This window comes from Labedaea rhizosphaerae (genome assembly GCF_004362825.1).
Classification (GTDB): domain Bacteria; phylum Actinomycetota; class Actinomycetes; order Mycobacteriales; family Pseudonocardiaceae; genus Labedaea; species Labedaea rhizosphaerae.
This window is the reverse complement of the sequence record NZ_SNXZ01000008.1, coordinates 215,455-237,613: the sequence shown is the minus strand read 5'-3', so window position 1 is coordinate 237,613 and position 22,159 is coordinate 215,455. Positions and strand designations below refer to the sequence as shown.

Annotated in this window: 21 protein-coding genes; 8 read left to right on the top strand and 13 right to left on the bottom strand. The window is 72.3% G+C overall.

Annotation, left to right across the window (positions count from 1 at the left end; all coding sequences use genetic code 11):
- The first annotated feature begins 52 nt into the window (after positions 1–52).
- Together lanL and EV186_RS33780 are read left to right on the top strand one after the other, a co-directional pair.
- On the top strand, positions 53–2,548 hold the full coding sequence (gene lanL / locus EV186_RS33785) for a class IV lanthionine synthetase LanL (protein WP_133853561.1): 2,496 nt from the start codon (positions 53–55) through the stop codon (positions 2,546–2,548).
- Positions 2,549–2,646: 98 nt separating this feature from the next.
- Complete coding sequence (locus EV186_RS33780; RefSeq protein ID WP_133853560.1) at positions 2,647–3,027, top strand: VOC family protein; 381 nt, start codon at positions 2,647–2,649, stop codon at positions 3,025–3,027.
- Here the strand turns inward: EV186_RS33780 and EV186_RS33775 are convergent, their stop codons facing one another.
- The 3 genes from EV186_RS33775 to EV186_RS33765 are packed head-to-tail and all read right to left on the bottom strand — an operon-like array spanning position 3,028 to position 6,758.
- Positions 3,028–3,384, bottom strand: coding sequence for a TraR/DksA family transcriptional regulator (locus tag EV186_RS33775; RefSeq protein WP_208115913.1), 357 nt, complete (start codon positions 3,382–3,384; stop codon positions 3,028–3,030). It abuts the gene before it with no gap.
- A gap of 6 nt (positions 3,385–3,390) precedes the next feature.
- On the bottom strand, positions 3,391–5,346 hold the full coding sequence (locus EV186_RS39215; RefSeq protein ID WP_166659457.1) for a vWA domain-containing protein: 1,956 nt from the start codon (positions 5,344–5,346) through the stop codon (positions 3,391–3,393).
- Positions 5,343–6,758: an ATP-binding protein gene (locus EV186_RS33765; RefSeq protein ID WP_133853559.1), complete on the bottom strand. Its 1,416-nt coding sequence runs from the start codon at positions 6,756–6,758 to the stop codon at positions 5,343–5,345. Before EV186_RS33765 ends, EV186_RS39215 begins: the two co-directional genes overlap by 4 nt.
- Positions 6,759–6,827: 69 nt before the next feature.
- On the opposite strand from EV186_RS33765, the gene EV186_RS33760 reads away from it, so the two are divergent.
- Both EV186_RS33760 and EV186_RS33755 read left to right on the top strand, forming a co-directional pair.
- Entirely contained in the window at positions 6,828–7,322 is a 495-nt protein-coding gene (locus tag EV186_RS33760; RefSeq protein ID WP_133853558.1) for a YcxB family protein, read from the top strand.
- Between the two features lie 36 nt (positions 7,323–7,358).
- Complete coding sequence (locus tag EV186_RS33755) at positions 7,359–8,153, top strand: hypothetical protein (RefSeq protein WP_424983891.1); 795 nt, start codon at positions 7,359–7,361, stop codon at positions 8,151–8,153.
- An 80-nt stretch (positions 8,154–8,233) separates the two neighbouring features.
- On the opposite strand, the gene EV186_RS39210 is transcribed toward EV186_RS33755, so the two are convergent.
- The 5 genes from EV186_RS39210 to EV186_RS33730 all read right to left on the bottom strand — a co-directional run bounded on the left by EV186_RS39210 (position 8,234) and on the right by EV186_RS33730 (position 12,870).
- The gene (locus EV186_RS39210; protein WP_166659456.1) at positions 8,234–9,607 is read right to left on the bottom strand and encodes a hypothetical protein; all 1,374 of its coding nucleotides are present in this window, start codon (positions 9,605–9,607) and stop codon (positions 8,234–8,236) included.
- Positions 9,608–9,663: 56 nt separating this feature from the next.
- Positions 9,664–10,710, bottom strand: coding sequence for a ferrochelatase (locus EV186_RS33745; RefSeq protein ID WP_133853556.1), 1,047 nt, complete (start codon positions 10,708–10,710; stop codon positions 9,664–9,666).
- 2 nt (positions 10,711–10,712) lie between these two features.
- A complete protein-coding gene (fabI, locus tag EV186_RS33740) occupies positions 10,713–11,483 on the bottom strand; it encodes an enoyl-ACP reductase FabI (RefSeq protein ID WP_133853555.1) in 771 nt (256 codons plus the stop codon).
- Positions 11,484–11,512: 29 nt separating this feature from the next.
- Positions 11,513–12,220: a beta-ketoacyl-ACP reductase gene (gene fabG, locus EV186_RS33735; protein ID WP_133853554.1), complete on the bottom strand. Its 708-nt coding sequence runs from the start codon at positions 12,218–12,220 to the stop codon at positions 11,513–11,515.
- Between the two features lie 80 nt (positions 12,221–12,300).
- Entirely contained in the window at positions 12,301–12,870 is a 570-nt protein-coding gene (locus EV186_RS33730; RefSeq protein WP_243754436.1) for a helix-turn-helix domain-containing protein, read from the bottom strand.
- 67 nt (positions 12,871–12,937) lie between these two features.
- Between EV186_RS33730 and EV186_RS33725 the strand changes: the two genes are divergently transcribed.
- The 4 genes from EV186_RS33725 to EV186_RS33710 all read left to right on the top strand — a co-directional run bounded on the left by EV186_RS33725 (position 12,938) and on the right by EV186_RS33710 (position 17,101).
- Entirely contained in the window at positions 12,938–13,777 is an 840-nt protein-coding gene (locus EV186_RS33725) for a class I SAM-dependent methyltransferase (protein WP_243754435.1), read from the top strand.
- Between the two features lie 95 nt (positions 13,778–13,872).
- Positions 13,873–15,354, top strand: a complete 1,482-nt coding sequence (locus tag EV186_RS33720; protein WP_243754434.1) for a serine hydrolase domain-containing protein — start codon at positions 13,873–13,875, stop codon at positions 15,352–15,354.
- An 11-nt stretch (positions 15,355–15,365) separates the two neighbouring features.
- Positions 15,366–16,448, top strand: coding sequence for a sensor histidine kinase (locus EV186_RS39205; protein ID WP_166659455.1), 1,083 nt, complete (start codon positions 15,366–15,368; stop codon positions 16,446–16,448).
- Positions 16,445–17,101, top strand: a complete 657-nt coding sequence (locus tag EV186_RS33710; protein ID WP_133853550.1) for a response regulator — start codon at positions 16,445–16,447, stop codon at positions 17,099–17,101. Before EV186_RS39205 ends, EV186_RS33710 begins: the two co-directional genes overlap by 4 nt.
- A 22-nt stretch (positions 17,102–17,123) precedes the next feature.
- Here the strand turns inward: EV186_RS33710 and EV186_RS33705 are convergent, their stop codons facing one another.
- The 5 genes from EV186_RS33705 to EV186_RS33685 form a co-directional block, all read right to left on the bottom strand.
- Positions 17,124–18,107 (bottom strand): VWA domain-containing protein, encoded by a 984-nt coding sequence (locus tag EV186_RS33705; protein ID WP_133853786.1) that lies wholly within the window; start codon positions 18,105–18,107, stop codon positions 17,124–17,126.
- Between the two features lie 8 nt (positions 18,108–18,115).
- Positions 18,116–19,066, bottom strand: coding sequence for a DUF58 domain-containing protein (locus EV186_RS33700; protein WP_133853549.1), 951 nt, complete (start codon positions 19,064–19,066; stop codon positions 18,116–18,118).
- Positions 19,063–20,121: an AAA family ATPase gene (locus EV186_RS33695; RefSeq protein ID WP_133853548.1), complete on the bottom strand. Its 1,059-nt coding sequence runs from the start codon at positions 20,119–20,121 to the stop codon at positions 19,063–19,065. Before EV186_RS33695 ends, EV186_RS33700 begins: the two co-directional genes overlap by 4 nt.
- A gap of 87 nt (positions 20,122–20,208) precedes the next feature.
- Positions 20,209–20,697 (bottom strand): molybdenum cofactor guanylyltransferase, encoded by a 489-nt coding sequence (mobA, locus tag EV186_RS33690; protein ID WP_243754462.1) that lies wholly within the window; start codon positions 20,695–20,697, stop codon positions 20,209–20,211.
- A 90-nt stretch (positions 20,698–20,787) separates the two neighbouring features.
- Positions 20,788–22,053, bottom strand: a complete 1,266-nt coding sequence (locus EV186_RS33685; RefSeq protein ID WP_133853784.1) for an NlpC/P60 family protein — start codon at positions 22,051–22,053, stop codon at positions 20,788–20,790.
- Positions 22,054–22,159: the final 106 nt, after the last annotated feature.

The following is a 22,159-nucleotide window of genomic DNA, read 5'->3' as shown; positions in this document are numbered from 1 at the left end:
TGATTCACCGTCGAACTGGATCAGTCCAGCTCGCCACCGCCGGAGGCCCGCCGTGCACGCACCGCCGCTCACCCGCTGCGGCCCCGTGCGCGGCTCGTGGGATCGACTGGTCGCCCGCGTGCTCGGCGACGGCTGGTCGCTGCGCCGCGGCGCCACCCGCGTGCTCGCCCTGCCCGACGGCACCGCCCTGCGCGCGCAGGGATGGCTCCTCGCCGTCTCGGCGACCACCACCAGCGCGGGCATGGTCCTCGCCCGCACCGCCGAGGTCCTGGCCGCGCGCCGCTGCCCGTTCACCTTCGCCGCGACGATCTCCGCGGTGCGCGCGCTGAACGCACAGGACGCCGACCTCGCCGTCGCCGCCCGGTTCCTGACCATCTACCCGAACTCCGATGACGACGTCGCCGAGCTCGCCCGCGAGCTGGACGCGGCCACCCGCGGCCTGCCCGGACCGGTCATCACCTCCGCGCGGCCGGTGTGCGCGGGCAGCCTGGTGCACTACCGCTACGCCGCGTTCGTGCCCCTGCGCCGCCTCGCCGACAGCGGCCGCTACGAGCAGGTCGTGCACGCACCGGACGGCTCGGCGGTGCCCGACCGGCCCGAGCTGTGGCTGCCGCCGTGGTCGCCCGACCCGATCGGCGCCCCATCGGCGCCCATGCCCAATCCGCTCGGCACCCGGTTCGTGCCGCGGGGCGCGGGCGACCGGTTCCGCGCGCTCGACCGCAGCACCGGCGCCGAGGTGGTCGTCACCCGCGGCCGCGCCCACGTCGACGAGACGCCCGCCGGCGACTTGCGCGACCGGTTGCGGGCCGAGGCCGCGATGCTCGCCCTGCTCGGCCCGACCGGGCTCGTGCCCGACCTGGTCACCGTGCACGAACGGTCGGGCCAGACGTTCCTGATCACCTCGGCGGTCGAGGGCACGCCGCTCGCCGACCACGTGCGGACCCTGAGCGGCGAGCAACGCCACGACCTCGCCATCCAGCTCACCGAACTGCTGGCCCAGATCCACTTCGAAGGCGTCGTGCTGCGCGACCTCAGCCCCGCCACCGTGGTCGTCGAACCAGGCGGCACCCTGCGGCTGAGCCGGCTCGCCATGGCCGCGCCGGCCGGCGCCGAGGTGACCGGCGCGGGGCCACGAGGATTCGCCGCGCCCGAACAACTCGCCAGCGCCGCGGTCCCCACTCCGGCCGATCCTGCGGCCGACCTGTTCTCCTTGGGCGCCATGCTGTTCTTCCTCGCTGTCGGCGCGGAACCCGTGCTGGCCAAGGAATATCCGGAACGCGGCGCACGTGGTCGGCTGCGGCCCTGGCTGGACGGCGCGGCCGTCGACAATCCCCTCGTCCGCCGGTACCGGCCGTTGATCCTCGACCTGGTGGCCGACGACCCGCAAGACCGCTGCGGCCTCGACGCCGTCGCCGAACGGCTGACCCGCCGGGTCGTCGCACCTGCACCACCCGCCGCGCGCCCTGGCGAAGAAGCCGCCGACGAGCTGGTGCGCGACGGCGTCGGCTACCTGCTCGCGGCGATGGCCGGACCGGGCGCGGACCGGCTTTGGCCGGGTGAAGCCAACACCGACCCGACGATCGTCCACTGTGGTTCGGCCGGTGTGCTGAACGCCTTGGTACGAGCCATGCCGTACCTGCGCGACGGCCTGCTGTTCGACGCGGTCCAGCGCGCCGCCTGGTGGACGGCGGACCGGTGCGCCGAGGAACCGACGGTCCTGCCGGGGCTGCACCACGGCCGCTCCGGTGTGGTGTGGTCGTTGCTCGAGGCAGCGCAAGCCGTGCAGGACAGGCGTTTGCGGGACCGCGCGCTCGAGCTGGCCGGGGACATCCCGGTGCACGGACCGGATCCCGGCGTGCACCGCGGCATCGCCGGGGCGGGGCTGGCGATGCTGCACTGCTGGCGCGCCTGCGGCGACCCGGCGTTGCTCGGCAAGGCCGTGCGCTGCGCGGAACACCTGCTGGCCACCGTCGACGACACCGAACCGGTGTGGTGGCTGCCCGATGCCTCCGTCCAGACGGGCTTCGCCGAGGGAACCGCGGGCATCGCCACGTTCCTGCTGGACTGCTGGCGCGCCACCGAGGACGAGCGCTACCTCGCGATCGCCCGCCGAGCCGCGGATTTCCTGTGTGGGCAAGCAGTCCACGACCACGCGGGCACCGGTACGTTCCTGGTGCGGGCTTGGGCGGCCACCGGCGACCCCCGGCACCTCGAGACCGCACAGGCCATCGCGACCCCCGTGCGCGCCGAGCAGTGGACCCGCCCGCCGACCGTCGCGAACGGCGTCGCCGGCGGCATGGACTTCCTGCTCGACCTCGCCGAGGCCACCGGCGACCCCGACCCCCGCGACGCGGCCTGGCACGGGCTGGCCGCGTTGCGGGCCCGGACAACGCACCGGTACGGCCGGACGGTGGTGTGCGACGAGTCCGGCCGCACCGCGATGGCAGGGCACGACATCGGGGTCGCGGGTGTGCTCAGCACGGTGATCCGGCTGCGCCACGGTGGTTCCCGGCCGTGGTTGCCGCCGGTCACACCGGACGAAGAATGACCCTTTTCGGGTGGTTGTAGGCCAACGGCCCCTACTTGGGGGGTGATCGCTCGCGTACGGTGGCGCTTCCGCCAGCCCCGCACTTTCTGGAGCATGTCATGCCCCGCCCGGTCCACTTCGAGATCCACGCCGCCGATCCGGCCCGGGCTCAGGCCTTCTACGAGCACGTCTTCGGCTGGCGATTCCGACGGTGGGGCGAGAACCCCTACTGGCTGATCCAGACGGGTGAGGGGCCTGGCATCGACGGCGGCATGGTGCCCCGGCGCGGACCGCGACCGGCCGCGGACGCCCCGGTCGCCGCGTTCCCGCTGACGATGGACACCGCGGACCTCGACGCCACCCTGGCCGCGGTCCTGGCCGCGGGTGGAACCGTTGTGGTGCCCCGCAGCGCGCTGCCCGGTCTCGGTTACACCGCCTACTGCACCGACACCGAGGGCAACATCTTCGGGCTCATGCAGGCCGACGAGTCCGCCGCCTGACTAGCGATCGGCCGTTCGGGCGCACGCGATGCACGTGCGTGCCATGGGCCTGGCCTCGAGCCGATCCTGCGCGATCGGCCCACCGCAGGCTGTGCACGTCCAGTAGGTGCCGTCCGCGATCCGGGCGGCGGCCGTGTCGAGTTCGGCCAGTTCCGCCTGCGCCGCCACCAGCGTGGACCCGACCTGCGCGCGTTCGAAGGCGACGGTGGCGCCTTCGGGATCGTGCTCGTCGTCGTCCGCGGCCAGCGCCGAGGCGTCGACGATGGCCTGCCAGCGCCCGCCCAGGGCCTCGATCAACCGGATCGTCTCGGCCCGCGCCGCCGCCACGGCGGCGCGAGCCCGCTCCGATCTGTCCACTGTGGACTACCGGGCGCGGCGCGAGCGCAGGTAGTCGCCGACCACAGCGGCCCCGAGGCCGTCGAGGTCGGGCGCGATCACCCGCCCGCCACCCCGGCGCGCGACCAGGTCCACGAACTCCGCCAGCCGCGGGTCGTCGCCCAGCATGAACACCGAGATCGACGCGCCCAGCTTGGCCAGCGCGTCCACTTGCGCCATGGTCGAACGCAGCGTCCTGGGCAGCGGCGGGTAGTGGAATTCCGCCTCGCCATCGGGTTCCAGGTGCGCGGTCGGCTCGCCGTCGGTGACCACGAGCACGACCGGCTGCGCGTCGGAGTTCTTGCGCAGGTGGCGCCCGGCCAACAGCAACGCGTGGTGCAGGTTCGTGCCCTGCTCCCACACGCCCTCCAGGCCGACGAGTTCGGCGAGGTCCACGTTCATCGCGTGCCGGCCGAACGTGATCAGCTGCAACGCATCGGTGCGGAACCGTGTCTTGATCAATTGGTGCAACGCCAGGGCGGTGCGCTTCATCGGCACCCAGCGCCCGTCCTGCACCATCGACCACGACGTGTCCACGCACAACGCCACCGCGGCCCGCGCCCGCTGCTCGGTCTCCACGACCTCCACATCGGACACATCGAGGTCGACCGCGCCGGAACCCGTGGACACCGACCGCAGTACGGCGTTGCGCACCGTCCGCGAGACCTCCCACGGCTCGGTGTCGCCGAACTGCCACGGCCGCGACGAACCCGTCGGCTCGCCCGCGGCACCGGCACGTGCCGTGTCCCGCTCGCCCTTGCGCGACCGCAGCGACGTCACCACGTCACGCAACGCCGTCTGCCCGAGCTTGCGCAATGCCTTGGGCGTCAAGCGAAGCGAGCCGTCCGGGGCCCGCTCGAACAAGCCCTGGGCACGCAGCTCACGCTCCAGTTCGGACAGTCGACGGGCATCGACCGCTGCCTCGTCGCCGAGCTGGCGCCGCAACGAGTCCAGGTCGATGTCCTCCAGCCGGGCCCCCGGGTAGGACTGGCCGAGCTGCTCGGCCAGCGCGTCCATCTCGGCGAGGTCCTGCATGGCCTGCACGCCCTCGCCCAGCTCCATCGGGTTGTTCCCGCGGAACCGGCCGCTGCCCTGCCAGTCCTCGCCCGGCCGCAACGCACGCAGGTTGGCGTCCAGTTCGGCCACCTGCTGCGCCAGCCGAGGATCGCCGAACGCCTGCCCCATCAGCTCGCCGAGTTCGGCGCGCTGCTCCTCGGACATCGAGTTCATCATCCGCTGCGCGGCGGCCGACCGTTGCGCGAGCGCGTCGATCAGCTCCTCGACGTTGCGCGGGTTCTCCGGGAAGAACTCGCCGTGCTTGGCCATGAACCGGTCGAACTTGTCCTTCGTGTCCTCGCCACGCAGGTGCGACAGCAGCAGGTCGTTGAGGTCGGTCATCATCTCGCGGATGCGCTCGACGTCCTCGGGCGTCGACTGCTCCAGCGCCTGCTTCATGCCCTGGAACCGCGACTCCATCAGCTGCTGGCCCAGCATGTCCTGCAGTTCCTGGTAGGCCTCGCGGGCCTCGTCGGATTGCCAGTCGTACTGCGCCAGCTCGTTGATCTGCGCCGCCGTGCCGGTGGGCAACGCGTCCAGCTGCGCCTCGCGGAACCGCGCGTCGTCGGACGGGTCGGGGAACAACGTCCGACGCTCGGCCTCGAGCGCCTTGTCCAGCAGTTCCTTGGCGCGCTGCATCGTCCCGTCGAGCCGATTGCGCCGCTGCAGCTGGGCACGGCGCTGCCAGAGGCGCCGGGTCAGGTCGTCGAGCCCCTGCGTGCCGCGCACGCCCCGGCGCAGCAACTCCTCCATCGCGCTGCGCGGGGACGACCCCTCCAGCACGTCGCGCCCGATGTCCTCCAGCGCCGCGCTCAGGTCCACCGGTGGCGCCAGTGGATCGGGCCCCTCGTGGTAGGGCCCGTAGGAGTACCGGTCCGGCGCCGTCACGGCCCGTACACCGCCGTGCCGTCCTCGGCGTCCTTGGCCACCTTGCGCTGCAGGTACAGCAGTTCGAGCGCGAGCTCGACCGCCGCGGCGATCCGGCCCGGGTTGTCGTCGGGCTTGACCCCGACGCGGGCCGCGACCTCGTGCAGCACCGGCAGCTCCGGCAACGCCTGCAGGACCTCGATCGCCGGCACCTTCTCGCCGGTGGCGACCAGGTGGCCGTCGGCGACCGCATCGGTGAGCGGGCGCAGGTCCAGACCGCCGAACTTGGCCCGCGCGGTCTCGGCGGTGGCCTTGCGCAGCAGGTGCGTCAGGTGCTCGGTCTCCCGGCCCTCCTCACCGGACTCGAACTCGAGCTTGCCGCGCAGCACCGCGGGCACCGAGTCCAGGTCGATCGGGCGGGCCACCGGCTCGTCCTCACCCGTCAGCGCCGAGCGCCGCAGGGCCGCGGCGGCCACGGTCTCCGCCGCGGCCACGGCGAACCGGGCCGAGACACCCGAGCGCTGGTCGATCGCGGCGGACTCACGCAGGTTGCGCACGAACCGCGCGATGATCTCCAGGAGCACCTCGCCGACCTCGGCGGACAGCTCGGCTTCCTGGCGCACCAACGCGATCTCGCCCTTGAGGCTCAGCGGGTAGTGGGTGCGGATCTCCGCACCGAACCGGTCCTTGAGCGGGGTGATGATGCGGCCACGGTTGGTGTAGTCCTCGGGATTCGCGGTGGCCACCAGCAGCACGTCCAGCGGCAGCCGCAACGTGTAGCCGCGGACCTGGATGTCGCGCTCCTCCATGACGTTGAGCAGCGCGACCTGGATGCGCTCGGCGAGGTCGGGCAGCTCGTTGACCGCGACGATGCCCCGGTGCGCTCGCGGCACGAGTCCGAAGTGGATGGTCTCGGGGTCGCCCAGGCTGCGGCCCTGCGCCACCTTCACCGGGTCCACGTCGCCGATCAGGTCACCGACGCTGGTGTCCGGGGTGGCGAGCTTCTCCGCGTAGCGCTCGCTGCGGTGGCGCCAGGCCACCGGCAGGTCGTCGCCGAGCTCGGCGGCGCGGCGGATCGACGCCGGGGTGATCGGCTCGAGCGGGTGTTCGCCCAGCTCGGAGCCTTCGATGACCGGCGTCCACTCGTCGAGCAGGCCCGCCAGCGTGCGCAGCAGGCGTGTCTTGCCCTGACCGCGCTCCCCCAGCAGGACCACGTCGTGCCCGGCGAGCAGGGCGCGCTCCAGCTGCGGGAGCACGGTCGTGTCGAACCCGACGATGCCCGGCCACGCCGAGGCGCCGGACCGCAGCGCGGCCAGCAGGTTTTCCTTGATCTCGGTCTTCACGCCACGCGGCAGGTACCCCGCGGCGCGCAACTCCCCCGCCGTGCGTGGCAGGTTGCTCGGTGCTTCGTTCACGACTACGACGCTACGCATGTGTTCGCTGCCGGTCGACATGGAGCAACTCCAGGACAGTGGGGGCGGGAGGCCTTACGGTTTGGCGTGATGACGCAAAAGGACCGGGTCGAGTTCCGCTGGTGGCCCAAACCCGCAGATTGGACGGACGCCTTGCGCGCCACGCTGCCGGTGTACCGGTGGGCGCCGTGGTTCGCGGGCGTGCTGGCCGCCGGTTCCGTTGTGCTGCTGGTCGTGGGGCAGTTGGTGGCAGGTGGTTTCGGGTTGTGCGCGGCCGTGGTCGTCGCCGCCATCCCGGTGGTCGGTGTCTACAGCGCCTTCCGAGCCAACCCGGTGGCGTCCAGCGAGGTCACGGCGGTCGCCGACGAGCACGCGATGCGGATGATGACCGTGGACGGCACCGCGCACACCGAGTTGCGCTGGCCGCAGGTCACGGGGTGGCAGCGGACCCGGCGTGGGTACGTCCTGCGCACGGGGGCGTCGGTCGGCGAGATGTACCCGGTGCCGGCACGGGCGTTCGGCGCGGACGGCCGCGACGCCTTCGACGCCTTGCTGCGCGAACACGTGGGCACTGCCGAGGATTGAGGCGGGTGTCGGTGGGCTCGCGTACCCTCGCAGATCGTGTCCACCTCGATGACGACTTTCGCCGTCTGGACGTCTGCGTGGCTCAGCGGCAACGCAGCGCCGGACGACGTCCTCGACGCCATGGCGCACTGGGCGCCGATGCACGAGGTCGTGGCCGACGACGACGGCACCGCCACCGTGCTCGACCTGCCGGCCGACGGCGAGCCGGCGGCCACGCCCGCCGCGCTGCTCGGCGCGTTGCGCCGGGGTGGCGCGGAGTCGGCGCGGCTCGTCCTGCCCGTGCCCGGTGACGTGCGCGGACTGGGCGGTCGCAGTGCCTTCTCCGCCGCCGCCTTACGCCACGGCGAGGCCGCCGTGTTCGGCGGTGCGGCGCTGGGCGTGGTGACCGAGGAGGTCGCCGAGGGCATCCTGCGCTGGACCGTGTTCGACCTGCCGGAGCCGCCGCGCGCCGAGCACGTGCCGATCGGTGAGGCGGAGCACGGGCTCACGCAGGCCGTGCGGGACGCGGCGGGCGCGTTGGCCGAGCTGGACGTCGCCCGAGACCGGCCCGGCGTGCGGGAGGAGATGGCGGCGTTGCTCCGTCTCGCGACCCGTTCGCCTTGGCCCGATGGCATGCCACCGCGGGCTTTGCGGGTGCTGCAGCGGGCGAGCGAGGTGGGCGTGATGATCGCCCTCGCGGCCGAGGACGAGCCCGGCGGCGCGTTGTCGTCGTCGGCCGCGATCCGGCGTTCGGAGGCCCTGCGACCGGTGCACGACGCCGTGCGCACGGCCCGGTCCGCGGCGGTCGACGAGGCGGTGCGCGTGCTGTCCGACCACGCCGAACGCCGCTAGCTCATGTTCACTCGATCGTGTTCGAACATATGTTCGAATCTGTGGCAGACTGAGAGCAGCCGAATCCGGCTCGTTCATTGTCAACTGCAGAGTGGAACAACCGCGTGCTGATCGAGCGCCGTCTCCAGGAGGGCATCCGCGACGGCTCGATCACCGTGCTGCTGCGCCGGTGGCGGCAGCGCCAGGCCAGCGCGGGCGGCGTCTACCGCACGGCGGCGGGCATGATCGGCGTGTCCTCGATCGAGCGGATCGACCCGGCAACGCTGGCCGAGACCGATGCCCGCGCCGCAGGCTACCCGAGCGCCGACGCCGCCCGGTCCGACCTGCGCGGCGATCCGTCGTCGCCGGTCTACCTGATGCGGATCCACCCCGTGACCGACCCGGATCCGCGCACGGTGCTCGCCGAGACGGCCGACCTGACCGCCGACGACGTCGCGGCGATCACCGCCCGCCTGGACCGGCTCGACGCCGCGAGTGCCCGGGGCCCTTGGACAAGGCCCACTCTGGCAGCGATCGAGGCGCGCCCGGGCGTGCGAGCACCCGACCTGGCGGAGTCCTTCGGACGGGAGACGGCACCGTTCAAAGTGGACGTTCGCAAGCTCAAGAACCTGGGGCTCACCTTGAGCTTGCCCGTCGGGTACAAGCTGTCGCCGCGCGGGATCGCCTACCTGGCAGCGATCCGCTAGCCGGTGCTCAACGCGGCCCGAGTGGTGCACGGGCTCTCCATTGGTCGTCAGCTCCCGCTGGTTGAGCGACCACACCGCGACGGTGCCGCCGACGCGATGACCCATCATGCAGTCCTTCGATTCGACGCCGGTGCGAGCGAACAGGGCCACGCCCACGTCGACGCCGCGGACCTCGACGAAGACCTGTGGTGGGACGTTCGCCAAGCCGGTCTCTGGGTTCACCACCGGCTTGGGCAACCCGGCGGTGAGCGCGGCCCGCACGTCGGCCTCGGTGGGCCGGTCCGGCAGCTTGCCAAGGACCGATTTCAGGGCGGGTGCGTAGGTCGAGGGGATGTCGCGCCCCGGCAGCGGCGGCGGCGTGATCGGGGTGGCGCCGGCCGGGCACGTGACCCGCGTGGGTCCCGAGCTGGGGCCGTAGTAGTCGAACTCGACGCGGTAGCAGGCGTCGAGTTCGGGCTCGTCGCCGTAGCCGCTGTGAGTGGCGTCGTGGTGGATGCGCCAAACCAGCCGCGCCATCGGCTCCGAGAGGCTGGTGTGGGGAAGGTCCGTCGCCTCCAGCACGCTGAACGACGGGGTCTTGCCCAGCGTGGTGGCGAGCGCGGCGCGCGCGAAGGCGGCGGCGTTCTCCTGGCGCGGATAGCTGATCGCGTCGGCGAGCGTCTGCGACTGCCGGTCGGTTTCCTGGTTGCCCGCCGTGGACACCGCGCCGCACGACGCGGTCAACAGCACCGCACAAACAACCGCGACAACACCACGTAACCGAGTCACGGTCCGACGCTATCGGCCGGCGGTCACGATCTCGTGAGTAATTGTCCTCAACTGGCTCACGCCGGTCGTGCCGGACGTTTCGCCGGCTCGCAACACCCGACCGCACAGATCGCGCCGTTCACCGTGCACCCGGCCACCGGGAACTCCGACAACTTCCGTGCCGGAGCCCCGTCGAGATGCTCGCGCACCAGCTCGACCACCAACTGCGCGAACCGCCGATCCGCACCCGGCGTCGCCGCGCGGGCGAACTCCATGCCGAGTTCGCCGGCCCGCTCCCGGGCCTCGGTGTCCAGGTCCCACACGACCTCGAGGTGATCGCTCACGAAGCCGATCGGGCACCCCACTACGGCACCGATCCCCTTGGCGTGCAAGGCATCGAGGTGGTCGACGATGTCCGGCTCCAGCCACGGGATCCGCGCCGGGCCCGACCGCGACTGCCACACCACGTCGTAGTCGGCCACCCCGACACCCGCGGCCACCAGCCGGGCGGCCTCGGCGATCTGCCGCGAGTACCGGTGCCCGCCCTCCTCCGGCGGTCCGGCCGCGGCGTCCGCGGACAGCGGCACCGAGTGCGCCGTGAACACCAGCCGGTAGTCCTGGGTGGACAGCGTGGCCGCGGCCGCCTTCACCGAGTCCACAAAGGACTCTATGAACAGCGGGTGGTCGAAGAAGTGGCGCAGCTTCACCAGTTCCGGCGCGTCCGCGCCGACCGAGGCTCGCGCCGCCACGATGTCCTCGTCGTACTGGCGGCACGCCGAGTACCCGCCGTAGGCGCTGGTCGGGAACACCAGGGCCCGCTTCACCCCGGCGGCGGTCATCTCGGCGACCGTGTCCGCGGCCATGGGGTGCCAGTTGCGGTTGCCGAAGTAGATCGGCAGGTCGATGCCCGCGGCCGCGAATTCGGCCCGCACGGCCTCGATGGCCGCACAGTTGAGCGCGTTGATCGGCGACACCCCACCGAAGTGCTGGTAGTGCTGCTCGACCTCGTCCAGCCGCTCGGGCGGCACGCCCCGGCCACGCGTCACGTTCTCCAGGAACGGACGAACGTCCTCAGGACCCTCCGGGCCGCCGAAGGACAGCCAGAGCAGCGCGTCGACCTGCATCGCTACGACTGCCCCATCGCGTGCACGCCGCCGTCCACCATGATCATCGACCCGGTGGTCGCGGGCAGCCAGTCCGAGAGCAGTGCGCACACGGTCTTCGCGGTGGGCGTCGCGTCCTTGACGTCCCAGCCGAGCGGAGCCCGGCCGTCCCAGGCGTCGCGCAGCTCGTCGAAGCCGGGGATCGACTTGGCGGCCATGGTGGCGAGCGGACCCGCGGACACGAGGTTCACCCGGATGCCCTGCGGCCCGAGTTCCCGCGCCAGGTAGCGGTTCACCGACTCCAGCGCCGCCTTCGCCACGCCCATCCAGTTGTAGGCGGGCCACGCGACGCGGGCGTCGAAGTCCATGCCGACGATGGAGCCGCCGTTCGTCATCAGCGGCAGGCACGCCTTGGCCAGGGACTTGTAGGAGAACGCGGAGACCTCGACGGCGTTCGCCACGTCCGGGGCGGGCGCGTCCATGAACGGTGCACCGAGGCAGGTCTGCGGGGCGAAGGCGATCGAGTGCAGGACGCCGTCGAGCCCGTCGACGTGCTCCCGCACCCGGTCGGCGAGCGAGTCGAGGTGCTCGTCGTTGGTGACGTCGAGCTCGAGCACCGGCGCCTCGGCCGGCAGCCGCTTGGCGATCAGCTTGACCAGGCTCATCCGGGGAAACCCGGTGAGCACCACCTTCGCGCCCTGCTCCTGGGCGGTCTTGGCGACGTGGAAGGCGATCGAGGCGTCGGTGATCATCCCGGTGATCAGCAGGCGCTTGCCTTCGAGCAGTCCGGTCATCGTGCTGGGTGTCCTCTCGTCGTTCAAGGTCAGTGGCCCATGCCGAGGCCGCCGTCGACCGGCACCACGGCACCGTTGATGTAGGCCGCGGCGTCGGAGGCGAGGAACGTGACCACGCCGGCGACCTCCTCGGGCTCGGCGTACCGCTTGGCCGGGATCTGGTCGATGATCGCCTTGCGCTGGTCTTCGCTGAGCGCGTTGGTCATGTCGGTGACCACGAAGCCGGGCGCGACCACGTTGGCGGTGATGTTGCGCGAGCCCAGTTCGCGGGTGATGGAGCGGGCCATGCCGATCATCCCGGACTTGCTGGCCGCGTAGTTCACCTGGCCGGGCGAGCCGTTGAGCCCGACCACCGACGAGATGAACACGATCCGCCCGAACTTGGCCCGCAGCATCCCGCGGGAAGCGCGCTTCACCACCCGGAACGACCCGGTCAGGTTGGCCTCGATCACCCTGGTGAACTGCTCGTCGCTCATCCGCATCAGCAGCGTGTCGTCGGTGATGCCCGCGTTGGCCACGAGGACCTCAACGGGGCCGTGCGCGGCCTCGATCTCGGTGAAGGCGGCGTCGATCTGGTCGACATCGGTGACGTCGCACTGAACGCCCAGCAGACCCTCGGGCGCCCCGGACCCCCGATGGGTGACGGCGACCTTGTCGCCCTGCTCGGCGAACGCCCGCGCGATCGCCAGCCCGATCCCCCGGTTGCCCCCGGTCACCAGCACCGACCGTCCGCCCACCACAGCTCCCTCACCTAGCCGATCCACGACACCGTGAGGCTATCCGCCCAGCCGCAGCCACCGCACAGGCACGCCACCGATCAGCCCGGCCGCCGGTGGGTGATGCCCTGCTCGCTGTTGCCCAGGATGCTGAGGAACTCCACGGCGGCGGGCTCGGCGTTGCCGAAGCCGTGAGCAAGGCGCGTGTCGCTGATCTCGAACGACTCGCCCGCCCGTACGACGTACTCGGCATCACCGAGGAGGACGCGAAGGGCACCGCGCAGGACGTACAGCCAGTGGTAGCCCGGGTGGGAGCGCGTCGGGATGCGGGCGTCCGGCGGGCCAGGGGCCAGGACGTTCTTGAACGCCTCCAAACCGGGTCCCAGGTGCAGCGGCAGCGCCGTCATGCTGCCCCGCGTCTTCGGGCGCGGATGGGTGCGCGGGTCGGCGGTCGGCGGCGCACCGACCAGTTCGTCGAGCGTCACGCCGTAGTGGCGGGCCAGCGGCAGCAACACCTCCAGGGTCGGCGCCCGGTGACCCGATTCGAGCCGGGACACGGTGCTGATCGACACCCCGAGCAGCTCGGCGACCCGGGCCAGCGACCAGCCCGCGTCGAGCCGTCGTTGCCGCAGGTGCGGTCCCACCTCAGCGACGACGCGATCGACCTCCACGAGGTCGAGTTTTGCAGATTCCGCAAACTTTTGCGTGGCCTGGGCGCCCGTCGTGAGGATGATCGCCATGACTTCGACGACAGCGAACGCCGCTCAGTGGGACGCGTGGGACGGCGCCACCGGTGACTTCTGGGTCGACCACGCCGACGACTTCGACCGCGGTGTCGCCGCCTACACCCCGGCGCTGGTGCGGGCGGCCGCCCTGGAACCCGGCCACCGGGTCCTCGATGTCGGCTGCGGGACCGGCGTCATCACCCGCACCGCGGCCCGGCTGGTCACCGCGAGCGGGCACGCGCACGGGGTGGACCTCTCGGCCCGGATGCTCGAACTGGCCCGCCGGCGCGCCCACGACGAGCACTTGACCAACACGTCGTTCACCCAAGCCGACGCCCAAGTCCACCCGTTCGATCCGGCCATTGTGGACGTCGTCGTGAGCCGGCACGGGGCGATGTTCTTCGACGACCCGGTGGCCGCGTTCGCCAACCTGGCGCGGGCGTTGAAGCCGGGCGGGCGGCTCGTCCTGTTGGTGTGGCAGGCGTTCGACCGCAACCCGTTCCTGCACCGCATCCTCGGCGCCCTCAACCCCGGGACCCAAGGGCCACCCGCCGACGGCCGGCCGAGCCCGCTGTCCTTCGCCGACCCGGCGCGCGCCGAAGCCGTGCTGACCGCCGCGGGCTTCACGGCCGTCGACGTCCAGCCCGAAGAGCAGGACATGGACTTCGGCCCGGACGTCGACACCGCGTTCGACTACCTCACCGCCCAGCACGCCGGTCTCATCGCCCAGCTCGACCCGGCCGCCCGCACCGAGGCGCTCCGACGACTGCGGGTCAGCCTTGAACAGCACTACGAGCCCGGACGTGGCGTCCGCTACCGCTCGGCGTGCTGGCTGATCACCGCCCGCACCTGACGAAGGTCAGGGGTCGGCCCTGCCGTTCGGGTCCTGACCCGCCGCGCCAGGCTTCCTAGCGTTTCCGCTCGTTGACGAGACGATCGGAGTGCGTTGTGGGGCAAGGCAAAATGCGGTTCTGGGCGTCGGCGGCAGCAGCCGTGGCGATGGTGGTGGTGGCGCCGGGGCCGGCGTTCGGGGCCACGGGCGGCGACTTGGCGGCGGTGGACCGGTTCGTGGCCGAATTCGCCGACGAGGCCGGCTACCGCGGGGTCGCCGTCGCGATCACCAAGGGCGATCAGGTCGTCCACGTGGCGGGCTACGGCCACGACTCCGCCGGGGCGGCGATCACCGCGGCGACGCCGATGCCCGTCGCCTCGGTCAGCAAGTCGTTCACAGCGCTGGCGGTGCTGCAACTGGTCGAGGCGGGCAAGGTGGCGCTGGATCGGCCGGTGCGCGACTACGTCCCGGACTTCCACCTGGCCGACCCGCGCGGTGCCGGGATCACCGTGCGGCAGTTGCTGAACCAGACCTCGGGGATCACCGACGGCACCCTTCGGGAGAAGAGCCTGCCGCAGCCGGACTCGCTGGCGGGCGCGGTGACGCGAGCCCACCAAGCCACCCTGGCCGCCGAACCCGGCACGGAACACCACTACACCAACACGAACTACCACCTCGCCGCCCGGCTCGTCGAGGTGGTGGCGCACGAGCCGTTCGCGAACTACCTGCGAACGCACGTCTTCGGCCCGGCCGGGATGCGGGCGACCACGACGATCGACCGCACCCCGCGGGACCTGCCCGCCACGGTCGCCAAGGGGTACGTCTACGCCTACGGCCTGTCGATCCCGGCGGCCGAGCCGGACCGGTTCGTGGCGGGCAGCGACGGGGTGATCACCACCGCGGCCGACATGGCGCGCTGGCTCGTGGTGCAGGGCAACGGCGGCCGCACCGCGGACGGCACCCGGCTCGTCTCGCCGCAGGCCATCACCGCGATGCACACGGCCGCCGATCCACGGTGGACGTACGCGATGGGCTGGGACACCAGCCCGAACGGCCAGGTGCGGCACAGCGGGATCTGGTTCACCTACACCGCGGGGGAACTGCTGCTGCCGTCCGGCTACGGCATCGCCGTGCTGACCAACAGCGGCTACTCCCTGGGCAACGACGGCACAGCGCTGCTGGAAGACGGGATCGCCACCCTGTTGGCGGGCGGCACGCCGTCGACCGGAGCGCCGACGCGGCTGGTGATCGACCTGGTGCTCGGCGCCCTCACGCTGGTCGGCGCCGCGCTCGGGGTCCGGGCCATCGTGCGGGGTCGCCGGTGGGCCGAGCGGTTGGGCACCCGGCCGGCCTGGCGGCTCGCCCTGCGCCTGGCGCCGCGCCTTCTGCCGCTCGCGGTTCTCGTGCCGCTGCCGTACCTGCTCGGCTCGGTCGTCGGCGGCGGGCGCGACGTCACCTACGGCGAGATCGTCTACTACTCGGTGGCGTTGTTCGTGTGGGTGCTGGTCACCACCGTGGTGAACCTGGGCGTCATCGCCGCCCGCGTCATCGCCCTGGTCCGGGTGCGGCGCGCATCGACGCAGGTCAGCACCGGGTAACGTCCATGCGCGTGGAGATCTCGCCGAGCCGGTGGCCCGCTCCGGGGTGGGCGCTGGCGCTCCTGGTGGCGATGCTCGCCGTCCCCGCTCTGTCGGGATTGCCGGGCTGGGCGCTGACCGGAGCGTTGTCGGCGCCCATCCTCGCCACGGTCCTTCTGCCGAGGTTTCCGGTGGGCTCGCTCGGTGTGTGCGTGGCAGGCGCGGTGGCGACGGCACCGGCCCTGGACCGAGCGGTTCCACCGTGGACTGTCGCGTTCGGACTGGCGCTCGCGCTGGTCAGCCTGCTGGCCGGGCGGCGGCTGGACCGGGCGGGCGCGGCGTTGGTGGTGTTCGCGGCCGGGGCCGTGGTGGCACTGGTGCTCGCCTTCGTCGTGGCGGAGGTCTGGGCCACGGGGCTCGTGGTGCTGGCACTGGCGGTCGTCGCGCCATGGGGCATCGGGCGCGCGATCCGCCAGCAAGCCGAACTGGCGGCGGCGATCGCCGAGCGGGTGCACCTGCGCGAGCGCACCCGCATCGCCCACGACATGCACGACACGCTCGGGCACGAACTCAGTCTGCTGGCCTTGCGCGCCGGGGCGCTGGAGGTTTCGGCGGACCTCGGTGACCGGCACCGGGCGGCGGTCGCCGAACTGCGTGCCGGGGCCGCGGCCACAACGGATGTGCTGAGCGACATCATCCGGGTCCTGCGTGACGGCGAACCGGCGCCCCTGCACCCGGTCGCCGACCACGTCGACGACCTGGTCGCCCGCGCCGCCGACGCTGGGGTGGACGTGACCCTGGAGTGGACCGGACCGCGGCGCCTGCCACCCCGAGTCGACCAGACCGCGCACCGGGTCGTCCAGGAGGCCCTGACCAACGCGGTGAAGCACGCACAGGGATCGGCGGTGCGGGTCCGGGTGGCGGTGCAGGACGTCGCTACGGTGATCAGCGTGACCAACGCCGTGAAACCCGGGGCACGGCGAGGTGCGGGCGGGCGGCTGGGGCTGGTGGCGCTGCGCGAACGCGTCCGGCTCGCCGGCGGGACCCTCGAAGCCGGACCACGCGACCGCGAGTTCCACCTCGTCGCCACACTGCCGCACGCGGAGGCCTCGTGATCCGGGTGCTGCTCGCCGACGACGAGGCGATGATCCGCGCCGGGGTGCGGGCCATCCTCGCCGCCGACGCGGACCTCGAGGTCGTCGCCGAGGCCGCGGATGGCAGGGCGGCCGTCGAACTGGCGGCCGCGCACCGCCCGGACGTCGCGCTGCTCGACATCCGCATGCCCGGCCTGGACGGGTTGGCGGCAGCAGCGGAGATCGCCCGCGCGACGCCGTCGGTGGCCGTCGCGATCCTGACGACGTTCGGCGACGACGAGTACCTCACCCGAGCCCTCGACGGCGGCGCGAAGGGCTTCCTGCTCAAGTCGGGTGATCCGCGCGAGCTGATCGCCGGCGTGCACGCCCTGGCCGACGGCGGTGCCTACCTGGCGCCGAAGCTGGCCGACCGCGTGATCGGGCGGCTGCGCGCCACCGGTCTGGGCCGCGCCACGACGGCCCGGGCCAAGGTCGACTCGCTCACCGGCCGCGAACGCGATGTGCTGGCTCTGCTTGGTGCGGGCATGTCCAACGCCCAGATCGCGCGCCGCCTCGACGTGGTGGAGGGCACCGTGAAGGGGCACGTCACGGCGATCCTCACCCGCCTGGACCTGGAGAATCGCGTCCAGGCGGCGATCCTCGCGCACGAAGCGGGCCTGACCGCGACTCGCTAGGCCCGTCCGGTAGCGGACAGGCCTACGGCAGGCGCTGGGAGATCACCAACGCGCTGGCCGCGGCCACCAACGCCGTCAACGTGCCCAGCATCAGCCACGGTCTGCTGGCATCGGCATCCTTGGTCTCGTAGCCGATCTGCTCGCCCAGCGTGTCGTACACCCGGCGCAGCTGATCCGCCGTCGCCGCCTTGTAGAACTCGCCGCCCGACAGGTCGGCGATGGTGCGCAGCGAGTCGTCGTCCACGTCCACGCGCTGCGGGCGGCCGTCGATGTCGATGGTGGCGCCGATCGTGCCGAACGAGATCGTCGAGATCGGGACGCCCTTGTCCTTGGCCTGCCGCGCCGCGGTGAAGCCGCCACGCGGGTCCTCGGGGCGCTCGGTCGGGATGGTCTGCTTGCCGTCGCTCATCAGCACGATGCGGGCCGGCGGCGGACCCTGCGGGCCGCCCACCACCTGGGAGAAGCCGTCGATTGCTTGCAGCGCAGCGAAAATGGCCTCGCCGGTCGCGGTCGACTGGGCCAGCTTCAACCCGTCGATGGCGTGCGCGACGCTCGGCCGGTCGGTGGTCGGCGGTGCCAGCACCGTCGCGGTGCCCGCGAACGAGATCAGGCCGAGGTTCACGCCCGGGGTCATGTTCTCCACGAACGACTTCGCCGCCGCCTTGGCCGCGTCGAGCCGGGTCGGCTTGACGTCGGTGGCCTGCATCGACAGCGACACGTCGATCACCAGCATCACGGTCGCGCGGTTGCGCGGGACCTTCTGCTCGGCGGTCGGGCCGGCCATCGCCGTGGTGAGCAGCATCAGCGACACGATCAACACCGCGGCGGGCACGTGCCGCAGCCGGCTCGGGCGCTTCGGGGCGACGCGGTCCAGCAGTTCGAGGTTGGAGAAGCGCAGCACCCGGCGGCGCCGCAGGCGCTGCACCCACAGGTAACCGCCGGCCAGTGCCGCCACCGCGACGAGCAGCAGGAACCACCACGGCGTGGTGAACCCGTGGAAGCTCAACGGGAACATCAGGCCACTCCTCCCGACCACCGGCGCTTGCGGGCCACCACGAACCGGACCGTGTCGGCGATCCAGTCCGAGTCCGTGCGCAGCACGAGGTGCCCGGCCCCGGCCTGGCGGATCCCGGCGGCCACGTGGGCCCGGTGCTCGGCCGCGGCGGCCGCGAATTCCTTGCGCAGCAACGGAGTCGCGTGCACCTCACGCTGCTGGCCGGATTCCGGGTCGGCCAGCACGACCATGCCGATGTCCGGCAGGTCGACGTCCCTGGGGTCCAGCACCTCGATCGCGATCAGGTCGTGCCGGGCCGACAGCGCGCGCAGCGGGCGCTGCCAGTCCATCGGACCGAGGAAGTCGGAGATCACCACGGCGAGCCCGCGCCTGCGTGGTGGCCTGCGCAGCTGCTCGAGCACCCCGGCCAGGTCACCGCGCACGCCTTCGGCCGCCCTGGGCGTCTGCGCGATCTTGCGGACGAGGCCGCGCGCATAGGCGAGGCCGCCGCGCGCGGGCATGCGGGTGATCGACTCACCGGTCGACACCAGCGCGCCGATCCGGTTGCCACCACCCTGGGTGAGGTGCGCGAGGGCCGCGACGGCGGCGACCGCGAGGTCGCGCTTCTCGCACCCGGCGGTGCCGAAGTCGAGGCTCGCCGAGAGGTCCACCGCGACCCACGTCTCCAGCTCGCGGTCGGCGACGGTCTCCCGGATGTGCGGCACGGTGGTGCGCGCGGTCACCGCCCAGTCCATCCGGCGCACGTCGTCGCCCGGCTGGTACGGCCGTGCCTCGCCCGGCTCCGAGCCGGGGCCCGGCACCAGACCCAGGTGGTTTCCTTGCAGCAGGCCGTCGAGGCGGCGGCGCACCTCGAGCTCCAGCGTGCGCAGGCTCGCTTCCAACCGGTCGCCCCGCAGCACCGGCGGCGCCCACGACGGCCGGGTGGCCTCGGCTTTCCGGTCGCGCGTCACGGGTGCCCGGCCACTCCAGCAGGCGTCTGGTGCCCGGCCGAGTTCTGCGGTCGCGCCGAGACCTGCGGCAGCGGCACGGTCTGCAACACCCGGGTGATGATGTGGTCCAGCGGCACGCCGTCGGCCAGCGCGTCGTAGGAGAGCACCAGGCGGTGGCGCAACACGTCGGGCACCACGTCCACGACGTCCTGCGGCAGCACGTAGTCGCGGCCACGCACCAAGGCCAGCGCGCGGGCGGCGGCGACGATGCCCAGGCTGGCGCGCGGCGAGGCGCCGTAGGCGATCCAGCCGGCCACGTCGGTCAGGCCGTGGTCGCCCGGGGTGCGGGTGGCGAGCACCAGCCGCACCACGTAGTCGACGAGCGCGTGGTGCACGAACACCTGCGAGGCCACGCCCTGCAGGCGGACCAGCTCGGCCGGCGTGAGCACCTGGTTCGGCTCCGGCGGGGTCACGCCCATCCGGTAGACGATCTCGCGCTCCTCCTCCGCCGTCGGGTACTCGACGATGATCTTGAAGAGGAACCGGTCGCGTTGCGCCTCGGGAAGCGGGTAGACGCCCTCGTTCTCGATGGGGTTCTGGGTCGCCAGCACCAGGAACGGGTCGGGCATCGGGAAGGTCTGACCGCCGATCGACACGTGCCGCTCGGCCATCACCTCGAGCATCGCCGACTGCACCTTGGCGGGTGCGCGGTTGATCTCGTCGGCCAGGACGAAGTTCGCCACGACGGGACCGAGCTCGACGTCGAACTGCTCGTTGGTCTGCCGGTAGATGCGCGTGCCGAGGATGTCGGCGGGCACCAGGTCCGGGGTGAACTGCACGCGGGAGAAGGAGCCGCCGACCACCCGCGCGAAGGTCTCCACGGCAAGCGTCTTGGCCACACCGGGTACGCCTTCGAGCAGCAGGTGCCCCCGGGACAGCAGGCCGACGAGCATCCGCTCGACCAGCCGGTCCTGCCCGACGATCACCCGCTTGACCTCGAACACGGTGCGCTCGAGCAGCTGCGCGTCACGGGCCGGGGTCGCGGTCGCGGAATCGACCTGACCGGGCTCGGTCACAGGGGTTACCTCCTCGTTCAGCGGCGGCACAAACCACCGGGACCAAGGCAACCCGATACCCGGTATGACGGATGTGAAGCATGCCGATCAGGGGCGGAGGTCGGCCGGGGTGTCCACGTCCACGCACTCCCCCGGCCGCGCGGGCACCCGCGTGACGTCTAGCCCGCCCAGCACCGAACGCAGCGATCGGTCCCGCGGCTGCGCGGGGATGGCCGCACGCAACGCGCCCAGGCGCCACACGCCGATGAGCCACTGCTCGCGGCCGTCCTCGTCGACGAGCACCGCGCCGTCACCGTCGAAGCACAGCCGCGCAAGGGTCGAGGACGTGATGCCCGCGAGGTCGGCCGCCAGCACCGCGACCGTCGCGGTCGACGGCAGGTCCACCGCGGCCAGCCCGGCGGCCAGGCCCGCGACCGGGCCGCCGCCGGCAGGCTCCTCCCGCGTCCAGCGAACCGCGGCGGGCACCGGCCGCTCCGGTCCGACCACCACCACCGGCACCGCCCCGACGGCGGCCAACACGCGGTGCAGCAACGGAATCCCGTCGACGGTGAGCATCGCTTTGTCCACACCGGACATCCGGCGGGCCTGACCACCGGCGAGCACCACGGCGCCGTCGATGGTCTGGTGGGGCTGGCTGGTCACGTGCCCCAGCGTAGGGCCGACGAGCTACAGCACGCGGGTCGCGTAGGGGACGATCCCGCCGTAGCGGACGGGGGCGATGCGGACGTGCGAGCCCGAGTACGGGGCCTCGATCATCTGGCCGTTGCCGATGTAGAGCGCCACGTGGTGGATCACACCGCCCGAGGCCCAGAAGAGCATGTCGCCCGGTCGCATCTGGGACAACGGCACCCGCCGGCCCGCATACGCCTGGTAGCCGCTGTAGTGCGGCAGGTAGACCCCGGCGGCGGCGAACGAGTAGATCATCAGACCCGAGCAGTCGAACCCGACCTTGTTGTAGTCGCCGTACATGTCGGCGATGCCGCCGTCGCGGATGCCGAGGGTCGGCCCGTAGGCGTTGCCGCCGCCCCACGCGTAGGGCGTGCCGAGGACACCCAGGGCGCGGTTGATCACCGTGCGGGCCGAGCCGCTGCCCGCCGCGGACCCGTGGTGCCCGTGGTGCCCGCCGCCCCCGCTCGCGTGTTGCGCGTTGGCCGCGTCCTCACGTCGCTTGGCCGCGAGCCAGTTGTTGTACTTCTGGCGCTGCGACTGCAGGCTGCCGACCTTGGCCTGCGCCAGGTCCAGCTGCCGCTCGTACTCCTTCTTGGCTGCCACCAGCCTGCTGTTCTCGCCGGCCTGCTGCTGCCTGGCCTGGACCGCGGCCTGGGTGGCGGTGTCGGCGTTGCGCTTGGCCTGTTCGGCCTCGCGCTGCTTCTGCTGGGCGACCTGCAAGGCCTGGCGGGCGGCCGAGTCCTTGTTGGCCTTCTCGACCTGGGCCTGCTGCATCAGCTGCAGCGAGTCGAGCTGGCTGGAGCTGACCGCGTTCAGCAGCGACGAGCGTTCGAGCAGGTCCTCCGGGCTCTTGGCGCCCATGTAGGCCGACATCGACCCGACCATGCTGCGCTGGCGGTAGCTGGCCGCGGCGAACTCGTCGAGGTCGCCGCGCACGGTCTCGATCCGCTTGCCCGCCACGACGGCGTCCTTGCGGGCCTGCTCGGCGGCCCGGCGCGCCTGCTGGGCCCGGGTCTGCGCCGTCTGCAGGTCGACCAAGGCCTTGTTGGCGATCTCCATCTTGGTCTCGACGTCGGCCTGCAGTTCCTCGAGCCGGGACTCGGCGGCGGCCAGCTGGTTGGTCAGCTTGCCGACCTTCGCCGACTTGGTGCGCGCCTGGGCCTTGCTGTTGGAGATGTCGGAGTTGCTCGGGTTCGGCGGTGGCGGCGGCACCGCGACAGCAGTGCCCGCGACGCCCAGCATGGCCACCGTCACCAAGATCATGGTCGGCACGCCACGGGCCAGTCCCGGTCGTTTGCGCACGACCTCACCTCCCAGCACCAGGCCGCTCCCCACGCCGGTGCGCGTCGTGTCCATATGCGACTGTGCC